Raw genomic sequence first — 13,947 nt, forward strand, 5'->3', positions numbered from 1 at the left:
ACTAGTAAGCTAGATCAGTTTAGAACATTAAAAATCATTCATACTAAAGCCAACTTTCAAATCTAATTTTGATTAACGGACTTGATTTTTCGAGTGTATTTGAATACAATTTAAGTCTTTTAATGAATTTGTGTTGGGAAAGATTGAATTTAAGCCATAAATTAAATTGATTGTTTTTATATTTGTATCAACAAATACTATAAAATGACAATTACGCAACTTAAATACGTTTTAGCGGTAGCCGAATATAAAAATTTTACGTTGGCCGCAGAAAAATGCTTTGTTACACAACCAACCTTGAGCATGCAAATCCAAAAGATTGAGGAAGAGTTGAGTATTCAAATCTTTGATAGGACAAAAAAACCTATTCAATTGACAGATATTGGGCACAAAATAGTAATTCAAGCCAAAAACATAGTCAATGAAGCTGACCGAATTCAAGATATTGTAGAGCAACAAAAAGGATATATTGGCGGCGAATTTAGACTGGGAATCATTCCAACGATCATGCCCACACTACTTCCGATGTTTTTAAATAATTTCATAAAAAAATATCCAAAAGTAAAACTGATTATTGAGGAATTAAATACGGATGAAATAATTACAAAACTTAATAATGGCCATTTGGATGCTGCCATAGCTGCGACGCCTTTAGTTGAAGAAAAAATAAAAGAAATTGTACTGTATTACGAACCATTTGTAGCCTACATCCCTGAAAATCATCATACTTTTAATAAAAAAGAAATTGAAATTAGCGATTTAAATATTGATGAAATTTTACTGCTACAAGATGGTCATTGCTTTAGAGATGGAATCTTGAATTTATGCAAAAACAGTAATAATAGCGAAAATAATCATTTCCAAATCGAAAGCGGAAGCTTTGAAACATTAATAAAATTGGCCGATGAAGGTCTTGGTACCACATTACTACCCTATTTACATACTTTAGATTTAAAAGAATCAGACCAATTAAAACTAAGACAATTTGTCGAGCCTAAACCCGCACGAGAGGTCAGCCTTATTTTTCCAAAAAGTGAACTTAAAATCCAAATTATCGATGCGTTACGATCAACAATAGCCGGAGTAATTAAAGGTGCTATTGTATTTCAAAATGTTCAAATTATAAGTCCATTAAATAAGAAATAAAAAGAGGGAATCTATCGATAGATTCCCTCTTTTTATTTCTTGTTCTCTTCAATAACAATTAAAATGCATTGCTTTAGTTCTGGTTTCTCAGCAGAGAAAAATTGAAGCCAATTTTTCAAATGTTCCATCTCATAAGGAAGTAGGATTTTAGCAGCCTTCTTTAATTCCTTATTAAATTTAACGGGGTCAAAACTTACTCGTTCTAGTACCTCTTTGGTGTAATTATAAATCATTCTCGACATAGCTAAAAAGTTTTAAATTATTAAACACTAATGCTTTGTAAATATATTACAAATTAATCAATATTCAATGCACAAATATCGTTAAAGTGTATATTTTACCGATAAAGTGCTTATTTATCAGAAATTTATATTAAATCTCCAAAACTAGGAAACAAAAAAAAGGATTCTAATAGAATCCTTACTTATTTATGAGTTCACGAGTAACAAACATTGCTTTAATTCTGGTTTTTCCATTGTAAAACTTAAAAGCCATTCTCTTAATTGTTCCATCTCGTAGGGCAATAAGACATTAATTGCTTTCTCTAATTCTTTACAAAAAAGTCTAGGATCAAAACTAACTCTTTCCAGAATTGATTTTGTATAATCAAACATAACTTTTGACATAATTAATTAAGTTTTTATTTTGGTAATTTGCTAGTATTTTCAAATGTAAAAATACATATTTTTGTATCAATACTTTACTATTTAACTTAGATTTAAATTTTTTATTGTGAACAATTGAACTAAAAGTTTAGTCTTGCTACAAATAAAGCGCACACTATCACTATTTTGTTGCTCTAAACATTTCTCTTTTCCCTGGCGGACCTGCTAATTTTTCAATTGTAAATCCCACTTCAATCATACTACGCTTTACAACACCTCTAGCAGCATAAGTCACTAAAACACCATTGGGAACTAAGGCATCATACATTTTTTTGAAAATTGCGGTACTCCACAATTCGGGTTGCACGCGATAGCCGAAAGCGTCAAAATAAATTAAATCAAAGCGGTTTTCATCGACTATTTCGTCAAAAAACTGTTTTCTCTTCGTTAGCGAAAACTGCTGATCGAGTTTTGATCTATTTTCCCACTCTATTTGATGCATTTGGTCAAAAATGGCATTGTTTTCTTCAGCATTCAGTTCGGTAACATAATTCATTGACGCCAGCTCGTCAGCGTTTATGGGGTAGGCTTCGACACCAACGTAATCAATCACTTGATTAAATTCTTTTCCTTTCAAAAAAGTAATAAACGCATTTAGGCCAGTCCCAAATCCTATTTCTAAAATTGAAATACTTTTATTCTTAAATAAGGAAAGCCCATTTTTTATAAACACATGCTCAGCTTCTTGTATGGCTCCGTGTTTTGAATGATAACATTCATCCCAATCTTTGATATGTATCGTGGTGGAACCGTCTAGGGTTTGTATAATTTCTCTTTTCAAAATATTTTAGCTGAATTAACAATTATTTGGAGTCGTGATACCAATTGAAACAAAACTACTACAATTAGTTGTTAAAATTACTAAAATCTAGCTATTTCACCAAGGCAATTAGTTTATCCTTCTAATTCAAAAAACGCAATTAAATAACAATTAAATCGACGATTAATATTTTTTTAGTACCTAAATTTGCTCTTTTTTATTTAATTTTACCGCCAATACTACAGTCCTTTTCGTTTCAATCTAATTTTTAGAGTAGTTTCGTTGCTGTAACTCAAAAAAAATATAAAATAACACATTATGAGCACCACTCAATCTATAAAAATAGACGTTGAAAAAGCGGCAACTAGTAAAATTAATGAAGTAGATTTTGAAAATCTAAGTTTCGGATCTGTTTTTACCGATCATATGTTAGAATGTGACTGTATCAATGGAGAATGGCAAACGCCAGTTATCAAGCCCTATGCACCGTTACTTTTAGATCCATCGGCTCGAGTTTTTCACTATGGTCAAGCTATTTTTGAAGGAATGAAAGCATACAAAGACAAGAATGATGATGTATGGCTTTTTAGACCTGATGAAAACTACAAACGTTTCAATAGCTCAGCTACAAGAATGGCAATGCCAGAGGTTCCTGAAGCTATTTTTATGGAAGGGTTAAACGAGGTCTTAAAAATGGACAATGATTGGATTATTAAGGGAAAAGGAAATTCATTGTACATCCGTCCTTTTATGATTGCTACCGGAACTGGCGTAATCGCGAATCCATCTGATCAATATAAATTTATGATACTTTTGTCTCCAGCTAAATCCTATTATTCTGGTGAAGTAAAAGTACTTATCGCTGAACATTTCAGTAGGGCTGCTAATGGCGGAATTGGAGCTGCGAAAGCTGCTGGTAATTATGCTGCGCAATTTTACCCAACTAACTTGGCGAATAAACAAGGTTTCCAACAGGTTATATGGACTGATGATGCTACTCACACGAAGTTAGAGGAAGCAGGGACCATGAATGTTTTCTTTAGAATCAATGATACTTTACTTACAGCTCCTACAAGTGAACGTATTTTAGATGGTATCACCCGAAAAAGCTTAATTGATATTGCTATCAACGAAGGGATTACAGTTGATGTTCGTCCGGTATTAGTTTCTGAATTGGTAGAGGCATCTAAAAACGGAAGTCTAAAAGAAATTTTTGGAGCTGGAACCGCGGCAGTTGTAAATCCAATTGCAGGTTTTTCATATCAAGAAAAATATTACGAGTTACCAAAAGTAACGAATTCATATGCGGAACAACTAAAAGAAAAGCTTACTAATATTCAAAATAAGTTAGCTGATGATACCTACGGCTGGACTGTTCAAGTGCAATAAACAGCATTACTCATACGATAAAAGCGATTTCTAAAAACAGAAATCGCTTTTTTATTTAGTTATATCCCGTTATTCCTTGAGAATAGCAGAAAAATTGGGTTTGAAATATTTAGGCCCTTTCATCACTTTTCCGTCTTCTCTGTAAATTGGGCTTCCGTCCTCCCCTAGCTTGCTCATATTACTGCGCTGAATTTCGTCAAAAACTGCTTCAATTTTATCTTGCAGTCCATGTTCAATAATAGTTCCACATAGAATGTAGAGCATGTCACCCAAGGCATCGGCAATTTCGACTAAATCGTTGTTTTGGACCGCCTCGAGGTATTCCTCATTTTCCTCTTTCATTAAGTTAAAACGTAATATCTTTTTAGCATCACCTAAATTTGCGATGGGCGTTTCGCTATGACCAATTTTGAAAGCAGTATGAAATTCCTTGACTGCATTTATTTGCTTTTGCATACGTTATAATTTATTTAAATGAGCCCTTAAATTAGTAACTATTATTAAACAAATGCCTACTTTTGTATTAAAATTTTCAAACTATGTTTAGTCTAGGACAACTTATATTTGCAGGCTGTTTTTTTATTGCATTTGTTATAGCAATGGTGTACTCCTATCGCAAGGATATTACCATTCACAAACAATTTTATAAAGGGAATTATAAAATATTACTTGGATTTTTTATTTTTATTGCAATCCTGTTTGTTATCAAAATCTTTTTTAAACGATAGAGCATTTGCTCTGATTAGACGTCAATGCATAAAATGCCGATGTTAATGATTGATTTAAAATAATAGTGTATTAACTATTAAAGATACGATCCCTTTAAATCAAGTAAGATAACAGGACGCACTTTTACTTCACAAAGCGGTTTTCAGCACTTGGCTTAAGCAGATAATCGATAGAAAATATGGAAAACTACTTTCGATTAAAACTGCGTTTTAAAAAAAATCAGTAGAATTTATAAATTTCCCTTACATTGCCAAGGATATTAATAAAATTTTTAACTTTACCGCACCTAACAATCCATTTATTATGAGAATTTTAAAGTATCTCCTACTTTTATTTTTATTAAGCTTAGTTGCACTTTCGATTTTTATTGCTACCCAAAAAGGCGAATACTTTATAGAAAGAAGTAGAATAATTAATTCTCCTTCTAACTCTGTTTATAATTACGTGAACGATTATAGAAATTGGGAAGACTTTGGATCTTGGTCAGATGATGATGCTAACATGAAATTTACCTATCCGGAAAATACCGTAGGTAAAGGCGCTTTTTACTCTTGGGAAGGAAAAGACGGTAATGGTAGCATGACTACTGTTTTTACTAAAGAAAATGATAGTATCGCACAGAAAATGACAATAGATGGAGCTACATCAGTTGTCAATTGGAAATTCAAGGATACTATAGGAGGAACAAAAGTAACTTGGAGTACTAAAGGTAAAATGGACTTTTTTTTCAAGATATACAGTGCAGTTAGCGGCGGTGTAGACAAGGTAATAGGTACGATGTACGAAAAAAGTTTGAGTAAACTGGACAAAAACTTAGTCTATGAGATTAAGACATTTTCTATAAAAAGCAACGGCCTAGTAACTAAACCAGAAGTATATTATATCGCTCAGTCTTTTACAACAGAAATTGCTAAGATAATTAAGAATTTCAAAATTGTATTACCTAAGATTACGACCTTTTGTAACGACAATAATATAACCATCAATGGCAGCCCTTTTATAATCTACCATACTTACGACTTAAAATCAGGGCTGGCTAATATTTCTATTGCACTACCTATCCAAAGTGAAATTTTTCTTAGCGAAGGCAGTGACATTAATTCGGGTAAAATAAATGCATATGAGGCAGTGCAAACAACATTGCTTGGAGACTATTCGCATATAGAACAAGCTTTTAGTAAGGCCACCGCTTTTTTAAACCAAAAGCAACTAAAGAAAGACCCAAAATATTCTTTTATTGCAGTATATAAAACCGGCAAATCTGAGGTTAGAAATGCATCTAAATGGAGCACGGAGGTCTACATTCCTTTAATGCCAAAAGTAGTAGTCGAACCAGTTGCAGCGCCCGCACCAGTACTAGCAGCGCCCGCAGAAGAAATAATTACAAAACCGGCACCAGTAAAAACACCTGAGCCAGTGAAGATCATTAAAAAACTGGAACCTAAAAAAGTAGTAACTCCCAAACCCGTTGAGGAGGAATCCGAATTCTAATTATTTTTAAGGGCCAATTAAACCAAATCGATAAATTCTATTCTAACATATATAAATACGCATTTTGGTAGAAGAAAAAGAATTTATACAACAGCTACTTCATCCGAAAACGCAAAATCAAGCGTTTCAAAAGCTCTTGTTGGACTATCAAAAGCAGCTCTACCATCATGTCCGTTCGATTGTGATTAGTCACGATGATGCTGATGATGTCTTGCAAAATACTTTTATTAAGATTTTTCAAAATTTAAAAAATTTCAAGGGCGAAAGCAAGCTATTTTCCTGGATGTATCGCATTGCTACAAATGAAGCTTTGACATTTTTAAATCAAAAAGCTAAAAAAGGGGGTGTAACTTCAGAAGAAACACAACAAAAGGCAATCGATCATTTACAAGCCGATATTGATTATGACGGTAATGACATACAGCTAGCGTTGCAAAAAGCAATTGCAACCTTACCCGAAAAGCAGCAACTCGTTTTTAAAATGAAGTATTTTCAAGAATTGAAGTACGAAGAAATATCCGAAATATTGGGCACTTCAGTTGGTGCATTAAAGGCATCTTATCATCACGCAGTAAAAAAAATTGAAGCAATTGTAACACAGGATTAAACCTTTTGTAAATATTAGAGTCTAAACAGTATCATGAAAAAATTTAAACTAGATAACATATCAAAAATAGAAACAGGATTTAAAGCTCCTGACGGCTATTTTGAAAATTTTGCAAAGCAAATGATGGAACAATTACCTAAAGAAGAACCCAAGGTAATTCCACTTTTTCAAAAACGCAAGGTATTTGCTTTGATTGCAGCAGCTGTAATAGCATTCCTATTCATAGTGCCTATTTTTAATAGTCAGCCAACAATTACAAAGGAAATAGACAGCGCAACTTTAGAAAACTATTTAAGTTATCAAACCAATATTAGCCAGTATGATTTGATCAATGGTTTGGATGAAGAAGATATCAATACAATAAAGCAGAATGTAGCGATTGAAGAAAGCAACAACTTAGAGAGCGAAACTATAGAAGATATCTTAGTATCTAATGGGAATCTCGAACACTTATTAATTGAATAAAGCAAAAGACAACAGATCTAAAAATTATATTTAAAATTTCAAAAACCATGAATATCAAGAAATTATTTTCACTATTATGTTTGCTTGCCTCTATGAGCTTTTATGCACAAGGCGAAAGCATGAAAGATAAGAAAGAGCAAATCAAAGCTTTGAAAGTATCTTTTATAACTACCGAACTAGACCTAAGTACAAAAGAAGCTGAAAAATTTTGGCCAATTTACAATACTTTTGACGATCAACAGTTTGAGATCAGACATCAAAAAATGAGAATGTACAAAAGTCGCATGAATGATGCTACCTTAAATAAAATGAGTGAAAGAGACGCAAGTATATTACTTTCCCAAATAGAAGATAGCGAAGAAGAACTTTTCAACCTTCGAAATAAATTCTCAAAAGATTTAAAAGAAGTGATCTCAGCAGTAAAAATTATTAAACTTAAAAAAGCCGAAGAGGACTTTAATAGAAAACTATTGCAACAATATCGCTCTAAAAAATAAACAAAAAAATCAGCCTAATTCCTTTTTATGAATTAGGCTTTTTTTTACTTAAAGCGAATTCGTACCATTTTATTTTTCCCAGCTGCAATTGCGGTCTGCTTATTTAGAAATCGTAGGGTATATAAAGAGCTGTCTTTTGATAGTTGTTCCCAAGTTGCTCCACTGTCATTAGAATAAAACACCCCCGATGCTCCCACAGTAACAAGTCCTTTACCTTTGCTTCCTGGCACATATTGAACACACGAAGCATATCCAAAGCCTTTATTTTCAGCCATTAACTGCCAAGTTTTACCACCATCGACAGTACGTGCTTTATTACCGAAATTTTGCCCCAAAACATCATAATTGCCTCCAGCAATAAAACCGTTCTTGCTGTCATAAAAAGCTCCTGTAAAAATACCAGTCATTGCCTTACCTTGAATAATTGGACTAGTAAATACAGTCCACGTTTTGCCTTTATCAGGAGAATAAAAAACTCTGGATTGTACTCCTCCTGAGAAAATCCAAGTATGGGGTCCTTTGGTAACAATATTCGTATTGCTAGCTGCAAAAGCAGCTTCTCCCGCTGCTACCTTTGGTAAACTACTTGCAGGGATTTTAGTCCAACTCTTTCCTCCATCACGAGTAATGATAATAGATAATACACCATCGATAGGGTCACCTATTGCAATACCCTCTTTGGTATTCCAAAAACTAAGACTATCATAAAACACCTTTTCATGCGCTTCTTGGTAAACAACTGATGGCTGTAGTGTTGTTTTATCTACGCTGTATAGTAAAGCTGGATTACCCACATTAAGGACAAAAACGTTTTTTTTATTGTCGGCCATGCTTCTAAACTCTAGTTTTGCATCGCCTTTCTCAATTGTATGCTCTATTTTCTTTTTAGAAGCTAAATCAAAATAGCCAAAACGAGAATTAGTACCAGCGTACCAAATTTTATTAGCATCCACAACTATTGCTCTTATACTAATATTATCTTGAAATAAAGTATCAATTACGACTGAATTAAACCTCCTGTCAGGGGCCGATTTTTGGCTAAAAACAGAGCTTTGAAAAGAATTAAGCAATAAAAAAACTATCAGTACTCGCATACTATTATTCATATTTATTAGTTTAGATATAAAGGCAATTTACAATTATAAATTAGACCTACAATACTTCTTATATTTTATTGGCACAGTAATTGGATATTATAAATCAGAACAAATAAACAACCCCTGATATGAAAAATAAATTATTAATACTAAGTCTATTGACTGCCTTTATAGGTTTGCAAATGCAAGCCCAAAGTGGGACAAGAGTAAACGCGATGACAAACGACATCAGCGACAATTTAGATTTGAGAGCTGTTGCCGATATTTTCGGTGACTCGAAAGATCTAGCTGATTTTGAACGACGATTGAATGACCCTGAATATCAAATTTCAAACTTAGATTTGAATGATGATAACGAAGTCGATTATTTACGGGTAATCGAAACCGTGGAGGGAAATACACATGTTGTGATCATCCAATCTGTCTTAGCTCGAGATGTATACCAAGATGTTGCCACTATTGATATTGAAAGAAACCGATCAAACAATGTGCAAGTTCAAATTGTTGGAAATGAATTCATGTACGGTGCAAACTACATTTATGAACCAGTATATTACAGTACTCCTATAATTTATGCTTCATTTTGGTCTACTAATTACCGCCCTTATGTTTCAAATTGGTATTGGAATTATTATCCCACTTATTACACGGCCTGGAACCCATACCCTGTATTTAGATATAGAAGTAACATTAACATCAACCTAAATTTTTACAATTCATACAACTATGTAAATGTGAGAAGAAGCTCTCGTGCCGTAGTAGTTTACAACAGCGGAAGATCTAACGGTTATGAAAGACAGCATCCTAATTACTCTTTTTCTAGAAGAAATTCACAAGTTGCGAATCGTTACGAATTAGATCAAAGACGAGGTGGCAGGTATAGTGAAAGCTATTCGAGAAGTAGCAATAGCAATAGTAGCAGAGATATCGCTTCACGAAGAACAGGAAGAGATTATTCAGAAAACAGAGGCGTAACTTCTCGCTCTTCTAATGAACAAAGAAACAGTAATTCTCGTTCTTCAAGTTCTAATGATAACCAAATTAGAAGAAGTGCACCCTACAGCACCACCAATTCAAGAGATTACTCTCAAAACAGATCAAGCTCATCTAGAGATAACAGTAGTCAACGTACGGAACGAACTGCAGCGCCACAAAGAGACTATTCTCAAAACAGAAGTAGTTCCAACAACCAAAGTACCGGGCAAAGAGCCGAACGAACTGCAGCTCCACAAAGAGACTACTCTCAAAACAGAAGTAGTTCCAATAACCAAAGTAATGGTCAAAGAGCGGAGCGATCTGCAGCGCCACAAAGAGACTATTCTCAAAATAGAGGTAGTACAAGCAGACAAAATGAACAACAGCGTGCAACACCTCAAAGAGAGAATTCTCAGAGCAGAAGTAGCAGCCCAAGGATGACTGCTCCAACGCAAAGACAAGAGGCTCAAAAGAGTAGTCCTCAAGGCGGTCGCGATAATAGCAACTCGCGAAACGGAAATAGAAATACCTAATTTTAGGTTCAAATTAAAACACGGTCTAAATAGCCGTGTTTTTTTATGCTTTTTCGAAATAAAGAAGTCTATTTTATTTTAAATCAGTAAATTTGACAAGTTTTTAAAAAAAGTACATGAGCGCATCGCATAAAAACCTGCATTCTAAGTGGACACTTGGAGGTTTATTGATTTCTTTAGGTATTATTTACGGTGACATTGGAACCTCGCCATTATATGTAATGAAGGCCATACTTGGTACACACATTATAAATGCAGAAGTAGTTTTGGGAGGGATTTCAGCGGTTTTTTGGACTCTTACTTTACAAACAACGATCAAATACGTTCTAATTACCTTAAGCGCAGACAATCATGGTGAAGGGGGGATTTTTGCCCTTTATGCTTTGGTAAAAAAAACCAAAATAAAATGGCTAATTGTACCCGCTATTATTGGTGGTAGTGCCTTATTAGCGGACGGAATTATAACCCCACCAATTTCTGTTTCATCAGCAGTTGAAGGTATTAGGACCTACTACCCACAGATCAACACCATTCCAATCGTGATTGGAATTTTATTCATTCTTTTTGTAATTCAGCAATTTGGAACCAAACTCGTTGGGAAGTTTTTTGCACCAATGATGTTACTATGGTTTAGCATGTTGGGTATATTAGGACTGCTTCAAATTGTACAACATCCCGAAGTTTTCAAGGCTATTAATCCATATTACGCTTACCAATTGCTTCGTATTCATCCCGATGGATTCTTCGTTTTAGGATTTGTTTTCTTGTGTACTACAGGAGCAGAAGCTTTGTATTCAGACATGGGACATTGTGGGAGAAAAAACATTCGAATCAGCTGGATTTTTGTAAAGACAGCTTTGATACTAAATTATTTCGGTCAAGCTGCCTTTTTAATTCATCATGAAGGTGAAACTTTAGTTTCTTTAGGTGGAGAAAATGGTAATCCTTTCTACCTTATCATGGCCGATTGGTTTCAGCCCTTCGGAATTATTGTAGCCACAATGGCTGCAGTAATTGCATCTCAAGCCTTAATAAGTGGTTCTTTTACACTTATAAATGAAGCGATGCGCTTGAATTTTTGGCCAAAAGTTCGAATCAAATACCCAACAGAAGTACAAGGTCAGCTGTACATCCCATCTATCAACTGGTTGCTTTTTATTGGTTGTGTCGGAATTGTTTTGCATTTTGAAGAATCAAGCAATATGGAGCATGCCTATGGTTTAGCTATTATTTTATGCATGATCATGACCACCATTTTATTAAATTTCTATTTAATAATGAAAAGAGTGAAATTGTACTTTATGGTTCCACTAATCACGATATACCTATTAATCGAGTTTAGTTTTTTAGCCGCTAATATTACAAAGTTTACCGAAGGTGGATACGTAACCCTAATTATTGCATTGGTGCTCATAACAGTTATGTCTATTTGGTTTACCGCTAAAAAAATAAATAAAAGCTATACCAAAATTGTTAAAATAAACGACTACACAAAAGTATTAAGCGAGCTTAGTGCTGATTTAAGTATCCCTAAATACGCTACGCATTTAGTGTATATGACTAATGCAGGTAGAGCCGATGAAATAGAAGAAAAAGTGATGTACTCTATTTTACAAAAAAGACCGAAACGCGCTGATATTTATTGGTTTGTTCACGTTAATATTTTATCTGAACCTTATAAGACTGAATACCGTGTTACTGAAATAATGAAAGATGATTTATACCGTGTAGACTTTAATTTAGGTTTTAGGGAACCAACTAAGATTAACTTACTCTTTAGAGAAGTGATCAAAGATATGGTGAAAAATGGTGAAGTAGATATCACAAGTCGTTATGAATCACTTAATAAAAACAATATCATCGGAGACTTTAAATTTGTTTTATCTGAGAAATTCTTATCTAACGACAACGTTTTAAAATGGCATGAAAACATCATCATGAGTACTTATTTTGCTATTAAAAAAATATGCCTTTCTGAGGAAAGTGCCTTTGGTCTTGATAGTAGCTCGGTTAAAATTGAAAAATTCCCAATGGTATTACATATACCAGAAAGAATGGGGTTAACTAGAGTAAAATAGACTAAACCTAACATAGACAACATGAAAAACACTGCTCCATACAGCAGTGTTTTTTTTATGAAAAAATATAAAAGCAACATTCATTATTAAAAATTTAACTTTCAATCAATTAATAGTACCTTTGCACCTCAATTAATAAAAATGAGATTACACAGAAATTTAGTTTATACCACCATTGACTCCTTAAATGCAATATTTAACGAAGGAGAATATGCGGATAAAGTGGTTGCAAGAGCCTTAAAAAAAGACAAGCGTTGGGGAAGTTCTGACAGGAAATTTGTCGCTGAGACGATTTATGAAATCGTTAGATGGAAAAGATTATACGGTGAAATTGCCGAAGTAAAAGAACCATTTGATAGAGATAACCTTTGGAGAATGTTTTCGGTTTGGGCAGTTTTAAGAGGGTATCCAATTCCGGATTGGAGACAATTAGAAGGAACACCAGAACGAAAAATAAAAGGACGCTTTGATGAACTATCAAAAGTAAGAGCCTTGAAAGAATCTATTCCAGATTGGATGGATGAATTGGGAGTAAAAGAACTAGGCGAGAAAGTATGGTCGAGCGAAATTACAGCTCAAAACCAACCTGCTAAAGTGATCCTAAGGGTAAACACACTTAAAACCAATAAAGAAACATTGAGAGCCATCTTAATGGACTTAGATATTGAGACGGAATATTTAAAAGACCAACCGGATGCTTTAGTGCTTAAGGAAAGAGCAAATGTTTTCATGACAGATGCTTTTAAACAAGGTTTTTTTGAAGTTCAAGATGCCAACTCACAATTAGTTGCAGCTTTCCTTGACGTTAAGCCTGGAATGCGTGTTGTAGATACTTGTGCAGGAGCCGGAGGAAAAACATTGCACATTGCTGCTTTAATGGAAAACAAAGGACAGTTAATTGCTATGGATTTATACGAAAGTAAATTGAAGCAATTGAAAATTAGAGCCAAACGTGATGGCGCTTTTAATATTGAATATCGCATTATTGACACTACTAAAGTGATCAAGAAACTGCATGAAAAAGCAGATCGTGTTTTAATTGATGCCCCTTGTAGTGGTTTAGGAGTTTTGAAAAGAAATCCTGACGCGAAGTGGAAGTTACGCCCTGAATTTATTGATAATATTCGAAAAGTACAGTCAGAAGTCCTGGAGAGCTATTCGAAAATTGTAAAACCAGGTGGAAAATTGGTGTATGCAACTTGTTCGATTTTGCCTTCTGAAAACCAAGATCAAGTAAATCGTTTTTTAACAACTGAAATTGGTCAACAATTTACCTTTATTAAAGATCAAAAAATTCTAGCATCAGAATCTGGTTTTGACGGATTTTATATGGCACTTTTAGAGCGAAAAGAAGCAGTTGTTGCTCCTAGGGAAATCAAAGCTCCTAAAGTTGAAGAAGAAAAATAAGACGCAATAGAATAATTTGATTTTCTACTTGTCACAAAAAAACCTCGAATTAGTATCACACTATTTTCGAGGTTTTTTTTATCTCCTTTTTAAACGAAGTTATTGATT

Annotated in this window: 14 protein-coding genes; 9 read left to right on the forward strand and 5 right to left on the reverse strand. The window is 33.8% G+C overall.

What is annotated here, in order from left to right; genetic code table 11:
* Positions 1-204: 204 nt before the first annotated feature.
* The gene (locus ACZ2G0_RS13665) at positions 205-1,146 is read left to right on the forward strand and encodes a LysR substrate-binding domain-containing protein (protein WP_470308076.1); all 942 of its coding nucleotides are present in this window, start codon (positions 205-207) and stop codon (positions 1,144-1,146) included.
* Positions 1,147-1,178: 32 nt separating this feature from the next.
* On the opposite strand, the gene ACZ2G0_RS13670 is transcribed toward ACZ2G0_RS13665, so the two are convergent.
* The 3 genes from ACZ2G0_RS13670 to mnmC2 form a co-directional block, all read right to left on the reverse strand.
* The gene (locus tag ACZ2G0_RS13670; RefSeq protein ID WP_470308077.1) at positions 1,179-1,388 is read right to left on the reverse strand and encodes a hypothetical protein; all 210 of its coding nucleotides are present in this window, start codon (positions 1,386-1,388) and stop codon (positions 1,179-1,181) included.
* A gap of 186 nt (positions 1,389-1,574) precedes the next feature.
* A complete protein-coding gene (locus ACZ2G0_RS13675; RefSeq protein ID WP_470308078.1) occupies positions 1,575-1,772 on the reverse strand; it encodes a hypothetical protein in 198 nt (65 codons plus the stop codon).
* A 160-nt stretch (positions 1,773-1,932) separates the two neighbouring features.
* Positions 1,933-2,592: a tRNA (5-methylaminomethyl-2-thiouridine)(34)-methyltransferase MnmC2 gene (gene mnmC2, locus ACZ2G0_RS13680; RefSeq protein ID WP_470308079.1), complete on the reverse strand. Its 660-nt coding sequence runs from the start codon at positions 2,590-2,592 to the stop codon at positions 1,933-1,935.
* A gap of 297 nt (positions 2,593-2,889) precedes the next feature.
* Between mnmC2 and ACZ2G0_RS13685 the strand changes: the two genes are divergently transcribed.
* On the forward strand, positions 2,890-3,960 hold the full coding sequence (locus ACZ2G0_RS13685; protein WP_470308080.1) for a branched-chain amino acid aminotransferase: 1,071 nt from the start codon (positions 2,890-2,892) through the stop codon (positions 3,958-3,960).
* Positions 3,961-4,029: 69 nt separating this feature from the next.
* Here the strand turns inward: ACZ2G0_RS13685 and ACZ2G0_RS13690 are convergent, their stop codons facing one another.
* Positions 4,030-4,416, reverse strand: a complete 387-nt coding sequence (locus ACZ2G0_RS13690; RefSeq protein ID WP_470308081.1) for a pyrophosphohydrolase domain-containing protein — start codon at positions 4,414-4,416, stop codon at positions 4,030-4,032.
* 576 nt (positions 4,417-4,992) lie between these two features.
* Between ACZ2G0_RS13690 and ACZ2G0_RS13695 the strand changes: the two genes are divergently transcribed.
* The 4 genes from ACZ2G0_RS13695 (at position 4,993) to ACZ2G0_RS13710 (ending at position 7,749) form a co-directional block, all read left to right on the forward strand.
* Complete coding sequence (locus ACZ2G0_RS13695) at positions 4,993-6,180, forward strand: SRPBCC family protein (RefSeq protein ID WP_470308082.1); 1,188 nt, start codon at positions 4,993-4,995, stop codon at positions 6,178-6,180.
* A 64-nt stretch (positions 6,181-6,244) separates the two neighbouring features.
* On the forward strand, positions 6,245-6,787 hold the full coding sequence (locus ACZ2G0_RS13700) for an RNA polymerase sigma factor (RefSeq protein ID WP_470308083.1): 543 nt from the start codon (positions 6,245-6,247) through the stop codon (positions 6,785-6,787).
* A gap of 33 nt (positions 6,788-6,820) precedes the next feature.
* Positions 6,821-7,252 (forward strand): hypothetical protein, encoded by a 432-nt coding sequence (locus ACZ2G0_RS13705; RefSeq protein WP_470308084.1) that lies wholly within the window; start codon positions 6,821-6,823, stop codon positions 7,250-7,252.
* A gap of 47 nt (positions 7,253-7,299) precedes the next feature.
* Positions 7,300-7,749 (forward strand): sensor of ECF-type sigma factor, encoded by a 450-nt coding sequence (locus tag ACZ2G0_RS13710; protein ID WP_470308085.1) that lies wholly within the window; start codon positions 7,300-7,302, stop codon positions 7,747-7,749.
* Between the two features lie 44 nt (positions 7,750-7,793).
* Here the strand turns inward: ACZ2G0_RS13710 and ACZ2G0_RS13715 are convergent, their stop codons facing one another.
* Positions 7,794-8,855, reverse strand: coding sequence for a sialidase family protein (locus ACZ2G0_RS13715; protein ID WP_470308086.1), 1,062 nt, complete (start codon positions 8,853-8,855; stop codon positions 7,794-7,796).
* Positions 8,856-8,974: 119 nt separating this feature from the next.
* On the opposite strand from ACZ2G0_RS13715, the gene ACZ2G0_RS13720 reads away from it, so the two are divergent.
* The 3 genes from ACZ2G0_RS13720 to ACZ2G0_RS13730 all read left to right on the forward strand — a co-directional run bounded on the left by ACZ2G0_RS13720 (position 8,975) and on the right by ACZ2G0_RS13730 (position 13,839).
* On the forward strand, positions 8,975-10,354 hold the full coding sequence (locus ACZ2G0_RS13720; RefSeq protein WP_470308087.1) for a hypothetical protein: 1,380 nt from the start codon (positions 8,975-8,977) through the stop codon (positions 10,352-10,354).
* A gap of 116 nt (positions 10,355-10,470) precedes the next feature.
* Positions 10,471-12,432 (forward strand): KUP/HAK/KT family potassium transporter, encoded by a 1,962-nt coding sequence (locus ACZ2G0_RS13725; RefSeq protein ID WP_470308088.1) that lies wholly within the window; start codon positions 10,471-10,473, stop codon positions 12,430-12,432.
* Positions 12,433-12,573: 141 nt separating this feature from the next.
* Positions 12,574-13,839, forward strand: a complete 1,266-nt coding sequence (locus tag ACZ2G0_RS13730) for an RsmB/NOP family class I SAM-dependent RNA methyltransferase (protein ID WP_470308089.1) — start codon at positions 12,574-12,576, stop codon at positions 13,837-13,839.
* Positions 13,840-13,947: the final 108 nt, after the last annotated feature.

It is taken from the genome of Flavobacterium sp. KKT103 (assembly GCF_055640565.1).